This is a genomic window from Streptomyces sp. NPDC043878, from assembly GCF_056435735.1.
The window spans coordinates 41,880-53,592 of the sequence record NZ_JBWKDW010000016.1; the positions used below are offsets into that span (position 1 = coordinate 41,880).

Sequence of the window (11,713 nt, forward strand, 5' to 3'; positions counted from 1 at the left end):
GTTGGTAGTGCGCGGATACAGCGTCCGCCCGGTGGCGTCGGCGGGGCGTCGCTCAGCGTCGTTCGGGCTTCGCGCTGCGCGACATCAGCTCCTTGAGCGCGACGACCGGTGCCTTGCCCTCGTGCACGATCCCGACCACCGTCTCGGTGATCGGCATGTCGACGCCGTGCCGGCGGGCCAGATCCAGCACCGACTCACAGGACTTGACGCCCTCGGCGGTCTGCCGGGTGACCGCGATCGTCTCCTGCAGGGTCATGCCCTTGCCGAGGTTGGTGCCGAAGGTGTGGTTGCGCGACAGCGGCGAGGAGCAGGTCGCCACCAGGTCGCCGAGACCGGCGAGTCCGGCGAAGGTCAGCGGGTCGGCGCCCATGGCGAGGCCGAGCCGGGTGGTCTCGGCGAGGCCGCGGGTGATGAGCGAGCCCTTGGCGTTGTCGCCGAGGCCCATGCCGTCCGCGATGCCGACGGCGAGACCGATCACGTTCTTGACCGCGCCGCCGAGTTCGCAGCCGACGACGTCGGTGTTGGTGTACGGCCGGAAGTACGGCGTGTGGCAGGCCGCCTGGAGCCGCTGGGCGACGGCCTCGTCGGTGCAGGCGACCACGGCGGCGGCGGGCATCCGGGCGGCGATCTCGCGGGCCAGGTTGGGCCCGGTGACCGCGGCGATCCGGCGCTGTCCGACCTTGGCGACGTCCTCGATGACCTCGCTCATCCGCATGGCGGAGCCGAGTTCGACGCCTTTCATCAGCGAGACGAGCACGGTGTCCGGGGCGAGCAGCGGTGCCCAGTCGGCCAGGTTGGCGCGCAGGGTCTGCGAGGGGACCGCGAGCACGGTGAAGTCGGCGTCGCGCGCGGCCTCGGCCGCGTCCGCCGTCGCCCGCAGGTTGTCCGGGAGTTGGACGCCGGGCAGGTAGTCCGGGTTCGTCCGGCTGGAGTTGACCGCTTCCGCGAGTTCGGCGCGGCGCCCCCACAGGGTCACCTCGCAGCCCGCGTCGGCGAGGACCATGCCGAAGGCGGTGCCCCACGATCCGGTGCCGAAGACGGCCGCCCTGACCGGCTTGCTCACTTGCTCCGCCCCTCTTCCTGCTCGGTCCTCGGCCGCGTCTGCGACCGGGTCTTGCGGCGCTGCTCGATCCTCTCCCGGCGCGGGTCGTACGTCGCCTCGGGCGCCCGTTCGCCGCGGATGTCCTCCAGCAGGCGGGTGATGGCGGCCATGATGACCTCGGTCGCCTCCTTCAGGACGTCCGGGGTCATCTCCCGGCCGTAGAACCGGGTCAGGTCCACGGGCGGGCCGGCGAGCACGTGGTGGGTCTTGCGCGGGAAGAAGTCGGGCTTCCTGGCGTACGGCGGCAGCACCTGGTTCGCGCCCCACTGGGCGACCGGGATCACCGGGCACTTGGTCTGCAGGGCGACGCGCGCGGCACCGGTCTTGCCGGTCATCGGCCAGCCGTCCGGGTCGCGGGTGAGGGTGCCCTCGGGATAGAAGGCGACGCACTCGCCGCGTTCCACGGCGTCGATCGCGGCGCGGAAGGCGCTGAGCGCGTCCGTGCTCTCGCGGTAGACGGGGATCTGCCCGGTGCCGCGCATCGCGGCACCCACGAAGCCCTTACGGAAAAGGCCGCTCTTCGCCAGGAATCGTGGAACGCGCCCGGTGTTGTACTGATAGTGCGCGTATGCGAAGGGATCGATGTGCGAATTGTGGTTCACCGCGGTGATAAATCCACCATCGGCCGGAATGTGCTCCATTCCGCGCCAGTCCCGCTTGATCAGAACCACCAGGGGCGGTTTGCAGAGGACCGCTGCGAAGCGGTACCAGAACCCGATTCTGCGGCGGGGCACGCGGACACCTTCCTCTTGGGCCTGGGGGGCCGCACAAGTGTCGCCCCAGGCCGCCGGTCTGTCGAGAACACCGTACGCCCCGCCCACGCCGCCCCCCGGTGGGCCGGGTGACAATGGCCGCGACAAGACAAGGACGGAACCCTCGTGCAGTGGACCCTGGTGATTCCTCTCAAGCCCTTGGCCCGGGCCAAGAGCAGACTGTCGGACACCGCCGCCGACGGGGTGCGCCCGGGCCTCGCTCTCGCCTTCGCGCAGGACACCGTGGCGGCGGCGCTGGCCTGCCCGGACGTGCGTGATGTGGCTGTCGTCACGGACGACGCGCTGGCTGGCCGGGAGCTCGCGGCGCTCGGCGCCCGGGTCGTCGCCGACGAACCGCGGGGCGGTCTCAACACCGCGCTGGCGCACGCGGCGGCGGTGGTCCGGGCGGCCCGTCCGGAAAGCGCGGTGGCGGCCCTCAACGCCGATCTCCCGGCGTTGCGCCCGCACGAATTGGCGCGGGTACTCGGTGCTGCCGCCCAATTCCCCCGCGCTTTTCTGGCGGATACGGCCGCGGTCGGCACGACGTTGCTGGCCGCCACCCCCGGCCGGGAATTGCTCCCGTCATTCGGCACGGATTCCCGGGCCCGTCACCGCGCGTCGGGCGCCGTGGAAATCGCCCTGACGGCGGTGGATTCCGTACGGCAGGACGTCGACACCGGCGAGGACCTGCGGGCCGCGCTCGCGCTCGGGGTGGGCCCTCGCACGGCGGCGGCGGCCGCGCGGCTGCTGATCCCGGAGCAGTAGGCTGCCGCCATGCAGGCCACCGCGTACACCTACGACCCCGAGCACCGCAGCGGGCAGGTACTGCTCGACGACGGCACCCCGGTGCCCTTCGACGGGCCGGCGTTCGACGCGGGCGGCCTCAGGCTGCTGCGGCCCGGGCAGCGGGTGCGCATCGAGACCGAGGGCGAGGGCGAGAGCCGCCGGATCACCCTGGTGACGCTCCAGACGTTCTGAACCGGCGCGGGCCGCGCGGTGCGCGAAGCCCGGGCCGGACCGCCCGGCGGGGCCGGAACGCGCCGCGGGCCGGGCTCCGTACGGAGTCCGGCCCGGCGCGTGGGTGCCCCTGACGCTTTCAGCGCTTGCGGGCGGTGGCCTTCTTGGCGGTGGTCTTGCGCGCGGTCGACTTCTGGGCGGGGGCCTTCTTGGCCGTCGCCTTCTTCGCCGGGGCCGTCTGGGCCGTCGCCTTCTTGGCGGTGGTCTTCTTCGCGGCGGTGGACTTGGCGGCCGTCGCGGTCTTGGCCGGGGCCTTCTTCGCCGTCGTCTTCTTGGCGGTGGCCGTGGTCTTCTTGGCCGTCGTCTTCTTCGCCGTGGTCTTCTTCGCGCCGGCCGCGCCGGTCGTCTTCTTCGCGGTGGACTTCTTGGCCGCGGCCTTCTTGACCGTCGCCGAGGCGGCACCGGTCAGGCTGCCCTTGGGTGCCTTCTTGACCGAGACCTCGCCTCCGCGCGGGAGCTTCTTCGAGCCGCTCACCAGGTCCTTGAAGCCCTGGCCCGCGCGGAAGCGCGGCACGGAGGTCTTCTTGACCCGCACCCGCTCGCCCGTCTGAGGATTGCGGGCGTAGCGGGCCGGACGGTCGACCTTCTCGAAGGAACCGAACCCGGTGACCGAGACCCGGTCTCCGGCGACCACAGCGCGGACGATGGCGTCCAGGACCGCGTCCACGGCTTCGGCGGCCTGCTGGCGGCCGCCCATCTTGTCGGCAATCGTTTCTACGAGCTGCGCCTTGTTCACGTCTTCCCCTTCGGAGACATTGCCAGAACGAAACTGTTCAAGCGTTTTCGCACGTTAGGCAGATATATACCGCAAATCAAACACGAAACGGGCTTATCACCCTTGTGCCGCAACGGATTCGGCTGTCCCGAGCTTGTTCAGCGTTCCTCTTCAGGGAATCGACCCTTGTCGAGGTCCGCGGTGAACCGCTCCAGACGCCTTGTCGCATCGGCGAGATCGTGCTTGGCCGCGGCCGTAATGACCAGCAGCTTCCGGGCCAGCGCCATCCGTACGCCCTCCGGGACTTGCAGTGCGCGCACCGTTGCGTGCGCTTCCTTCAGTTGGTCCGCGACTGCCGCGTAGAGCTCGAGTTGGCCGTCGTGTTCCATGCACAGATTGTGCCATCTGGGGCGAGTTGTCGCCTGCTCAGGGGGCAACTGCCGCCTCGAACGGCCCCTCGGGCGCCTGCGGAAGCCATGGGTGCATACCTCGCGTACCCCGGCAACAACCCTTCTAACGTGGCAAGTTGAGGGGGCACCCGGACATCAGCGGGGCCGTTCGGGTGCAGACACGGCTGTACCCCCGATCGGGCCGATCGGGGGTACAGCGGGGGTGTCGCGGTGGCCGAAACCCGTCCGATCGGGATCGGCCCGGGGACTCACACCTGGAGGGTCCGCGGCTTGTGCGCGGGACGCTTGGCCTCGTACGTGGCGATGTCCGCCTCGTTGCCGAGGGTGATGGAGATGTCGTCCAGCCCGTTCAGCAGCCGCCAGCGGGCGTTCTCGTCGAGCTCGAAGGCGGCGGTGATGCCCTCGGCGCGCACCTCGCGGGCTTCGAGGTCGACGGTGATCTCCGCCTGCGGGTCCCGCTCGGTGAGGTCCTGCAGCGCTTCCACGGTCTTCTGCTCCAGAACCACCGTGAGCAGGCCGTTCTTGAGCGAGTTGCCGCGGAAGATGTCGGCGAAGCGGGAGGAGACGACCGCCTTGAAGCCGTAGTTCTGCAGGGCCCAGACGGCGTGCTCGCGGGAGGAGCCGGTGCCGAAGTCGGGGCCGGCCACCAGGACGCTCGCGCCCTGTCGCTCGGGCTGGTTGAGGATGAAGGACTCGTCCTTGCGCCAGGCCTCGAACAGTCCGTCCTCGAACCCGTCCCGCGTGACCTTCTTGAGCCAGTGGGCGGGGATGATCTGGTCGGTGTCGACGTTGCTGCGGCGCAGCGGGACGGCCCGCCCGGTGTGCGTGGTGAATGCTTCCATGACTCTCAGCGCTCTCAGACGTCGGCGGGCACGGGGGCGTCGGACAGGTCGGCGGGCGAGGCCAGGTGGCCCAGCACGGCGGTCGCGGCGGCGACCTGCGGCGAGACCAGGTGCGTACGGCCGCCCTTGCCCTGCCTGCCCTCGAAGTTGCGGTTGGAGGTGGAGGCGGAGCGCTCGCCGGGAGCCAGCTGGTCGGGGTTCATGCCCAGACACATCGAGCAGCCCGCGTGCCGCCATTCGGCGCCGGCCTCCTTGAAGACGACGTCCAGGCCCTCCGAGACGGCCTGCAGACCCACCCGCGCGGAGCCCGGGACGACCAGCATCCGTACACCGTCGGCGACTTTGCGGCCCTCGACGATCGCGGCGGCGGCGCGCAGGTCCTCGATGCGGCCGTTGGTGCAGGAACCTACGAAGACGGTGTCCACACCGATGGACCGCAGCGGCTGCCCGGCCTCCAACCCCATGTATTCCAGGGCCTTTTCGGCGGCCAGGCGCTCCGAAGGGTCTTCGTACGAAGCGGGATCGGGGACCTCGCCCGAAAGCGGGGCGCCCTGGCCCGGGTTGGTGCCCCAGGTGACGAACGGCGCCAGCTCGGTGGCGTCGATCACGACCTCGGCGTCGAACTCGGCGTCCTCGTCCGTCTTCAGCGTCTTCCAGTACGCGAGGGCCGCGTCCCAGTCCTCGCCCTCGGGGGCGTGCGCGCGGCCCTTGAGGTAGGCGAAGGTGGTCTCGTCGGGGGCGATCATGCCCGCGCGGGCGCCGGCCTCGATCGACATGTTGCAGATGGTCATCCGGGCCTCCATCGACAGCTTCTCGATGGCGGAGCCGCGGTACTCCAGGATGTAGCCCTGGCCGCCGCCGGTACCGATCCGGGCGATGATCGCCAGGATCAGGTCCTTGGCCGTGACCCCGTCGGGCAGTTCGCCCTCGACGGTGATCGCCATGGTCTTGGGGCGGGCCAGCGGCAGCGTCTGGGTGGCCAGCACGTGCTCGACCTGGGAGGTGCCGATGCCGAACGCCAGCGCGCCGAAGGCGCCGTGCGTGGAGGTGTGCGAGTCGCCGCACACCACCGTCGTGCCGGGCTGGGTCAGACCCAGCTGCGGGCCGACGACGTGTACGACGCCCTGCTCGACGTCGCCCAGCGGATGCAGCCGCACCCCGAAGTCGGCGCAGTTCTTGCGCAGCGTCTCCAGCTGCGCGCGCGAGACCGGGTCGGCGATCGGCTTGTCGATGTCGAGGGTCGGGGTGTTGTGGTCCTCGGTCGCGATGGTGAGGTCGAGACGCCGTACCGGGCGGCCGTTCTGGCGCAGACCGTCGAATGCCTGCGGGCTGGTCACCTCGTGCAGCAGGTGCAGATCGATGAAGAGGAGGTCGGGCTCGCCCTCGGCGCGCCGGACGACGTGGTCGTCCCAGACCTTCTCCGCGAGTGTCCTACCCATCGCTTTCCCTCCGGCCGGCAAAGGTGCGCCGGCCCAACTAGAGATCTTGTGGAGGCGACACCCGCGCCCCTGTCTCCGGGCGTCCGCCGCCGGGCCCGTTGGTCGGCGGGCCGCTGTGTCTTCCAGGGTGGCGCGTTCCACGCAAAATTGAACTTGCGTTTCACAGAGTGAGACGCGAGTATCGTTTCATGGACAACAGTAGCGGCGTCGGCGTCCTGGACAAGGCAGCCCTTGTCCTGAGCGCCCTGGAGTCCGGTCCGGCCACCCTCGCGGGTCTGGTCGCGGCGACCGGACTGGCACGACCCACGGCCCACCGGCTGGCCGTGGCCCTGGAACACCACCGCATGGTGGCCCGCGACATGCAGGGGCGTTTCATTCTCGGCCCCCGCCTCGCCGAGCTGGCCGCGGCCGCCGGCGAGGACCGTCTGCTCGCCACGGCGGGCCCGGTGCTCACACATCTGCGGGACATCACGGGCGAGAGCGCGCAGCTCTACCGCCGCCAGGGCGAGATGCGCATCTGCGTCGCCGCGGCGGAGCGCCTGTCCGGACTGCGGGACACCGTCCCGGTCGGTTCGACGCTGACGATGAAGGCCGGCTCCTCGGCCCAGATCCTGATGGCGTGGGAGGAGCCGGAGCGTCTGCACCGGGGTCTCCAGGGCGCCCGCTTCACGGCCACCGCGCTCTCGGGCGTACGGCGGCGCGGCTGGGCCCAGTCCATCGGCGAGCGCGAGCCGGGCGTCGCCTCGGTGTCCGCCCCGGTCCGCGGCCCCTCCAACCGCGTGGTGGCCGCCGTGTCGGTGTCCGGCCCCATCGAGCGGCTGACCCGCCACCCGGGCCGGATGCACGCCCAGGCCGTCATCGACGCCGCCGGCCGGCTGTCCGAGGCGCTGCGCCGCTCGGGCTGACGCCCGCGCCCCTGTGTGTCCGAGACTCCGGGAACGGGGAGGGGCCTGCCTCAACGCCGCGGCAGACCCCTCGCGGTTCCCCGAATCCCGTGCCGGGCGGTTCGCCCGAACTGATCGCGTCGCCCGCCCGGTTGACGCACCGGGCCGCCGCTTCGACGGGCTCCGGACACGCCGATGGGCCCCCACCGAAGTGGAGGCCCATCGATTCGCGTACCCCCGACCGGATTCGAACCGGCGCTACCGCCTTGAGAGGGCGGCGTGCTAGGCCGCTACACAACGGGGGCGAGGATCTTACGTTTCCGCAGATCCGAGCTGGTCTACCTGGACTCGAACCAAGACTAACTGAACCAGAATCAGTCGTGCTGCCAATTACACCATAGACCAATGTGGTTTAGACCAGTTTGTACCCCCGACCGGATTCGAACCGGCGCTACCGCCTTGAGAGGGCGGCGTGCTAGGCCGCTACACAACGGGGGCCCTAGCGATCCTGCATGAGAGCCAGCGGGTGCGACCCGAGCTGTCTCCCTGGGAAGGATCTGTACCCCCGACCGGATTCGAACCGGCGCTACCGCCTTGAGAGGGCGGCGTGCTAGGCCGCTACACAACGGGGGCGAATGCAGATGAGCTCTGCGAGCTGGCCTACCTGGACTCGAACCAAGACTAACTGAACCAGAATCAGTCGTGCTGCCAATTACACCATAGGCCACTGGAACTCAAGCCCCTGAGGGGATCTTGTTCTAGCTTGCGCCTCCGGTTGCCGGCCTTTCGGCCCGCTCTCCGGCGGCGCAGGAAGAACATTACCCGAAGGTGGACGGGGCTCCAAAACGGGTATCAGCGCCGAGCAGCGCGGGGAGTTCGGCGAGGGAGGCGATGCGGCGCGGCCCGGTGGGCGCGTCGCCGGCGGTGTACACACCGTCACGGTCGATCCACACCGACAGCAGTCCCGCCTCGGCCGCTCCCCGCCCGTCGATCTCCGGATGGTCGCCGACGTAGGCGACCTGGTCCGGGCTCAGCGCCAGCGCTTCGCAGGCCGCGTGGAAGGCGCCGGCCGCCGGCTTGGAGACGCCGAGTTCGGCCGCGCACAGGACCACCTCGAAGCGGTCGTGCACGCCGAGCACCCGCAGTTTGCGGTCCTGGACGTGGAGGCTGGAGTTGGACAGCACCGCGTGCCGGTAGCCGGCGGCGAGCAGGTCGAGGGCGGGCAGCACGTCGGGGAAGAGGGCCCAGGCGGTCTCGTAGTGACGCAGGTAACGGCCGAACCAGTCGTCGGCCTCGCCGTCGGTCAGCTCCCGCCCCACGAAGGCCCGCACGCGGTCCCGGCGCTGCCCCTCGAAGGTCGCCTCGCCCGCCGCGAACCGGGCCCACTGCCGGTCGGTGATCCGGCGCCAGCGCACGAGCGCCTCCTCGGGGGTGCCGTGCCCGGCGAGCAGGCCCTCGGCCGCGAGGTGCGCGCGCATGCCCTCGCGGTCGGCGCTCGTGTAGTCGAAGAGGGTGTCGTCGACGTCCCAGACGACGGCTTTGATCGCCATGGCACCGACGGTACCCCCGCGCCGGCCGGGCCTGCGGGGCTTTCACCGGCAGGGGGAGGGCGCACGACGAAGGTGCGGCACCCCCGGACGGGGCGCCGCACCTTCGGGACGTACGGACTACGCGGTCAGCTTCGCCAGGGCCGCGTCGACTCGGGCGAGGGTCTTCTCCCGGCCGAGGACCTCCAGGGACTCGAAGAGCGGGAGGCCGACCGTGCGGCCGGTGACGGCGACACGGACGGGGGCCTGGGCCTTGCCGAGCTTGAGGCCGTGGGCCTCACCGGCGGTCAGGACGGCCTCCTTCAGGGACTCGGCGGAGGACCAGTCGGCCGCGTCGAGCTTCTCGCGGGCCGTGCGCAGCAACGCGTCCGAGCCCTCCTTCATCGCCTTGGCCCAGGACGCCTCGTCGGCGACCGGCTCCGGCAGGAACAGGAAGTCGACGTTGTCGGTGATCTCCGACAGGACCTTCAGACGGGTCTGCGCGTGCGGGGCGATCGCCTGCCACTTGGCCTCGTCGAAGTCCTCCGGCGCCCAGGGGGCGACCGGGGCCTGCAACCACGGCCGGCAGCGCTCGGTGAAGTCCTTCACGTCGAGCAGGCGGATGTGGTCGGCGTTGATCGCCTCGCACTTCTTCAGGTCGAAGCGGGCCGGGTTGGGGTTCACGTCCGCGATGTCGAAGGCCGCGACCAGCTCGTCGGTGGTGAAGATGTCCCGGTCGGCGGAGAGCGACCAGCCGAGCAGCGACAGGTAGTTGAGCAGGCCCTCGCGGAGGAAGCCGCGCTCGCGGTACAGGTTGAGCGACGACTCCGGGTCCCGCTTGGAGAGCTTCTTGTTGCCCTCGCCCATGACGTACGGCAGGTGCCCGAAGGCGGGGGTCCCCTTGGCGACGCCGAGCTCGACGAGCGCCTGGTAGAGGGCGATCTGCCGCGGGGTGGAGGACAGCAGGTCCTCGCCGCGCAGGACGTGGGTGATCTCCATCAGGGCGTCGTCGACCGGGTTCACCAGCGTGTACAGCGGGGCGCCGTTCGCGCGGACGATGCCGTAGTCCGGGACGTTCTCCGGGAGGTAGGTGATCTCGCCGCGGACCAGGTCGGTGAACGTGATCGTCTCGTCGGGCATCCGGAAGCGGACGATCGGGGCGCGGCCCTGGGCCCGGTACTCCTCGACCTGCCCGGCGCTCAGGTCGCGGCAGTGGCCGTCGTACCCGGACGGCTTGCCGGCGGCGCGGGCGGCCTCGCGGCGGCTGTCCAGCTCCTCCTGCGAGCAGTAGCAGTGGTAGGCGCGGCCGGCGTCCAGGAGCTTCTGGGCGACGTCCTTGTAGAGGTCCATGCGCTGCGACTGGCGGTAGGGCGCGTACGGGCCGCCGACCTCGGGGCCCTCGTCCCAGTCGAAGCCCAGCCAGCGCATCGCGTCGAGCAGCTGGTCGTAGGACTCCTCGGAGTCGCGGGCGGCGTCGGTGTCCTCGATGCGGAAGACCAGGGTGCCCTGGTGGTGCCGGGCGAACGCCCAGTTGAACAGGGCGGTGCGGACCAGGCCCACGTGGGGGTTACCGGTGGGCGAGGGACAGAAACGGACGCGTACGGGGGAGCCGGGTGCGCTAGCCACGCTTGACAACCTTGTTGGTGAGAGTGCCGATGCCTTCGATGGTGACGGCGACCTCGTCGCCGACGGTGAGCGGTCCGACGCCTGCCGGGGTGCCCGTGAGGATCACGTCGCCGGGGAGCAGCGTCATGGCCTCGCTGATGTTGACGATCAGATCCTCGATCGAGTGGATCATCTCGCTGGTGCGGCCGAGCTGGCGTTGCTGCCCGTTGACCGTGAGCTGGATCGTGAGGTCGGAGGGGTCGAGGTCCGTCTCCACCCAGGGGCCCAGCGGGCAGGCGGTGTCGAAGCCCTTGGCGCGCGCCCACTGCTTCTCGCGCTTCTGCACGTCACGCGCGGTGACGTCGTTGGCGCAGGTGTAGCCGAGGATGACGTCCTTGACGCGCTCGCGCGGGACCTCGCGGCACAGCCGGCCGATCACGACGGCCAGTTCGGCCTCGTGGTGCACGTCCTCGGAGAAGGCGGGGTACTGGATGTCGTCGCCGGAGCCGATCACGGAGGTCGACGGCTTGAAGAAGGCGAACGGCGCGTCGGGCACCTCGTTGCCCAGTTCCCGCGCGTGCTCGGCGTAGTTGCGGCCGTAGGCCACGACCTTGTTGGGGAGCACCGGCGGCAGCAGCCTGACCTTGCTGAGCGGGACCTTCGTACCGGAGAGTTCGAAGTCGGCGAACGGGATGCCCTTGATGATGTCGAGGACGAACTCGTCCGGCCTGTCACCCTCTACCGCGCCGAAGGCGACGTTCCCGTCGATGGAGAATCTGGCGATGCGCACGGGATCCTTGCGCCCCTCACTGAGTCACTGAGCTGCTGGAGTCTGGGTCACCAGGCTAGCGCCCGCGGGCCCACGGGACGCATCCGTGCGGGCCGGTGGGCCGCGACGCGGAAGGTGTGACCGGCCCGGCCGCGGACGGGCCGCGACAGCGACGGCCGCCCGGGCACCGGGCGGCCGTGGGGGCGTCGTACTATTCGGCGCATCCGGCCTATCCGGCGTGACCGGCGTGTTCGCCGGCGACGGCCGCGACGGGGGCGTCCATCAGGACGGTGCGACGGGGGTTGGCGGTCCGGGCCGGGAGATCGACGGAGTGCTCCGGCAGGTCCAGCACCTGTAGGTCGGTGGCGTCCTCGAGGTGCGCCAGCGTCGTGCGCCGCGGGTTGGCTGTCGAACGGAACATCATCGTCGTCTTCACGGTGGCAGAGGACCCTGTCGTGTGCGGGCGCCCACCGGTCCCAGGAGGGCCCGTCGAGGCGCGGGTTGGCAGATGCTTCCCTGGTGTAAAGCGTCAGGCTAAACATCCGATTCCCCTCCGCGGCCGCACAGACGGCGTGAAGTACGTGTGAGTTTCCTCACGGAGCTATGGGCAAAACGGTCAATTGAGACTCGCAACCCACCCCCGCAAAACAGA

General features: G+C 70.5%; 13 protein-coding genes and 5 tRNA genes. 3 read left to right on the plus strand and 15 right to left on the minus strand.

Features of this window, described 5'->3' with window-relative positions:
- Positions 1–52 precede the first annotated feature (52 nt).
- Positions 53–1,063 carry an NAD(P)H-dependent glycerol-3-phosphate dehydrogenase gene (locus AC07AZ_RS22445; protein WP_478850404.1) on the minus strand — a complete coding sequence of 337 codons (1,011 nt, stop codon included), beginning with the start codon at positions 1,061–1,063 and terminating at the stop codon, positions 53–55.
- Entirely contained in the window at positions 1,060–1,836 is a 777-nt protein-coding gene (locus tag AC07AZ_RS22450) for a lysophospholipid acyltransferase family protein (RefSeq protein ID WP_478850406.1), read from the minus strand. The genes AC07AZ_RS22445 and AC07AZ_RS22450 overlap by 4 nt, the downstream gene beginning before the upstream one ends.
- A gap of 144 nt (positions 1,837–1,980) precedes the next feature.
- Between AC07AZ_RS22450 and cofC the strand changes: the two genes are divergently transcribed.
- Both cofC and AC07AZ_RS22460 read left to right on the plus strand, forming a co-directional pair.
- Positions 1,981–2,619, plus strand: coding sequence for a 2-phospho-L-lactate guanylyltransferase (cofC, locus tag AC07AZ_RS22455; RefSeq protein WP_478850408.1), 639 nt, complete (start codon positions 1,981–1,983; stop codon positions 2,617–2,619).
- Between the two features lie 9 nt (positions 2,620–2,628).
- Entirely contained in the window at positions 2,629–2,832 is a 204-nt protein-coding gene (locus tag AC07AZ_RS22460) for a hypothetical protein (protein ID WP_478850410.1), read from the plus strand.
- Between the two features lie 118 nt (positions 2,833–2,950).
- Here AC07AZ_RS22460 and AC07AZ_RS22465 read toward each other — a convergent pair whose 3' ends face one another.
- The 4 genes from AC07AZ_RS22465 to leuC all read right to left on the minus strand — a co-directional run bounded on the left by AC07AZ_RS22465 (position 2,951) and on the right by leuC (position 6,277).
- Positions 2,951–3,607: an HU family DNA-binding protein gene (locus tag AC07AZ_RS22465; protein WP_478850412.1), complete on the minus strand. Its 657-nt coding sequence runs from the start codon at positions 3,605–3,607 to the stop codon at positions 2,951–2,953.
- 137 nt (positions 3,608–3,744) lie between these two features.
- Positions 3,745–3,975 (minus strand): SCO5555 family protein, encoded by a 231-nt coding sequence (locus AC07AZ_RS22470; protein ID WP_356035124.1) that lies wholly within the window; start codon positions 3,973–3,975, stop codon positions 3,745–3,747.
- Positions 3,976–4,244: 269 nt separating this feature from the next.
- Complete coding sequence (gene leuD / locus AC07AZ_RS22475) at positions 4,245–4,838, minus strand: 3-isopropylmalate dehydratase small subunit (RefSeq protein WP_478850414.1); 594 nt, start codon at positions 4,836–4,838, stop codon at positions 4,245–4,247.
- Positions 4,839–4,852: 14 nt separating this feature from the next.
- Complete coding sequence (gene leuC, locus AC07AZ_RS22480; RefSeq protein WP_478850416.1) at positions 4,853–6,277, minus strand: 3-isopropylmalate dehydratase large subunit; 1,425 nt, start codon at positions 6,275–6,277, stop codon at positions 4,853–4,855.
- 188 nt (positions 6,278–6,465) lie between these two features.
- Between leuC and ndgR the strand changes: the two genes are divergently transcribed.
- Complete coding sequence (gene ndgR / locus AC07AZ_RS22485; RefSeq protein WP_478850418.1) at positions 6,466–7,182, plus strand: IclR family transcriptional regulator NdgR; 717 nt, start codon at positions 6,466–6,468, stop codon at positions 7,180–7,182.
- A 211-nt stretch (positions 7,183–7,393) separates the two neighbouring features.
- Here ndgR and AC07AZ_RS22490 read toward each other — a convergent pair.
- The 9 genes from AC07AZ_RS22490 to AC07AZ_RS22530 all read right to left on the minus strand — a co-directional run bounded on the left by AC07AZ_RS22490 (position 7,394) and on the right by AC07AZ_RS22530 (position 11,497).
- A tRNA-Glu gene (locus AC07AZ_RS22490) sits at positions 7,394–7,466 on the minus strand.
- 28 nt (positions 7,467–7,494) lie between these two features.
- Positions 7,495–7,566: transfer RNA gene (locus AC07AZ_RS22495), tRNA-Gln, on the minus strand.
- 20 nt (positions 7,567–7,586) lie between these two features.
- Positions 7,587–7,659 (minus strand) — tRNA-Glu (locus tag AC07AZ_RS22500).
- Between the two features lie 62 nt (positions 7,660–7,721).
- Positions 7,722–7,794, minus strand: a tRNA-Glu gene (locus AC07AZ_RS22505).
- 22 nt (positions 7,795–7,816) lie between these two features.
- Positions 7,817–7,888: transfer RNA gene (locus tag AC07AZ_RS22510), tRNA-Gln, on the minus strand.
- Between the two features lie 91 nt (positions 7,889–7,979).
- Entirely contained in the window at positions 7,980–8,711 is a 732-nt protein-coding gene (locus tag AC07AZ_RS22515) for an HAD family hydrolase (protein WP_478850420.1), read from the minus strand.
- Positions 8,712–8,828: 117 nt separating this feature from the next.
- Positions 8,829–10,313: a glutamate--tRNA ligase gene (gene gltX / locus AC07AZ_RS22520; protein ID WP_478850422.1), complete on the minus strand. Its 1,485-nt coding sequence runs from the start codon at positions 10,311–10,313 to the stop codon at positions 8,829–8,831.
- Positions 10,306–11,082, minus strand: coding sequence for a fumarylacetoacetate hydrolase family protein (locus tag AC07AZ_RS22525; RefSeq protein WP_478850424.1), 777 nt, complete (start codon positions 11,080–11,082; stop codon positions 10,306–10,308). Before AC07AZ_RS22525 ends, gltX begins: the two co-directional genes overlap by 8 nt.
- Positions 11,083–11,290: 208 nt before the next feature.
- Positions 11,291–11,497 carry a hypothetical protein gene (locus tag AC07AZ_RS22530; RefSeq protein WP_478850426.1) on the minus strand — a complete coding sequence of 69 codons (207 nt, stop codon included), beginning with the start codon at positions 11,495–11,497 and terminating at the stop codon, positions 11,291–11,293.
- Between the last annotated feature and the right edge of the window lie 216 nt (positions 11,498–11,713).

What these genes read in the sequence shown, in the direction of transcription:
- AC07AZ_RS22460 (WP_478850410.1), top strand. Translation starts at nt 2,629, where the DNA reads ATGCAGGCCACCGCGTACACCTACGACCCCGAGCACCGCAGCGGGCAG.
- AC07AZ_RS22470 (WP_356035124.1), bottom strand. Translation starts at nt 3,975, where the DNA reads ATGGAACACGACGGCCAACTCGAGCTCTACGCGGCAGTCGCGGACCAA.
- leuD (WP_478850414.1), bottom strand. Translation starts at nt 4,838, where the DNA reads ATGGAAGCATTCACCACGCACACCGGGCGGGCCGTCCCGCTGCGCCGC.
- leuC (WP_478850416.1), bottom strand. Translation starts at nt 6,277, where the DNA reads ATGGGTAGGACACTCGCGGAGAAGGTCTGGGACGACCACGTCGTCCGG.
- ndgR (WP_478850418.1), top strand. Translation starts at nt 6,466, where the DNA reads ATGGACAACAGTAGCGGCGTCGGCGTCCTGGACAAGGCAGCCCTTGTC.
- AC07AZ_RS22515 (WP_478850420.1), bottom strand. Translation starts at nt 8,711, where the DNA reads ATGGCGATCAAAGCCGTCGTCTGGGACGTCGACGACACCCTCTTCGAC.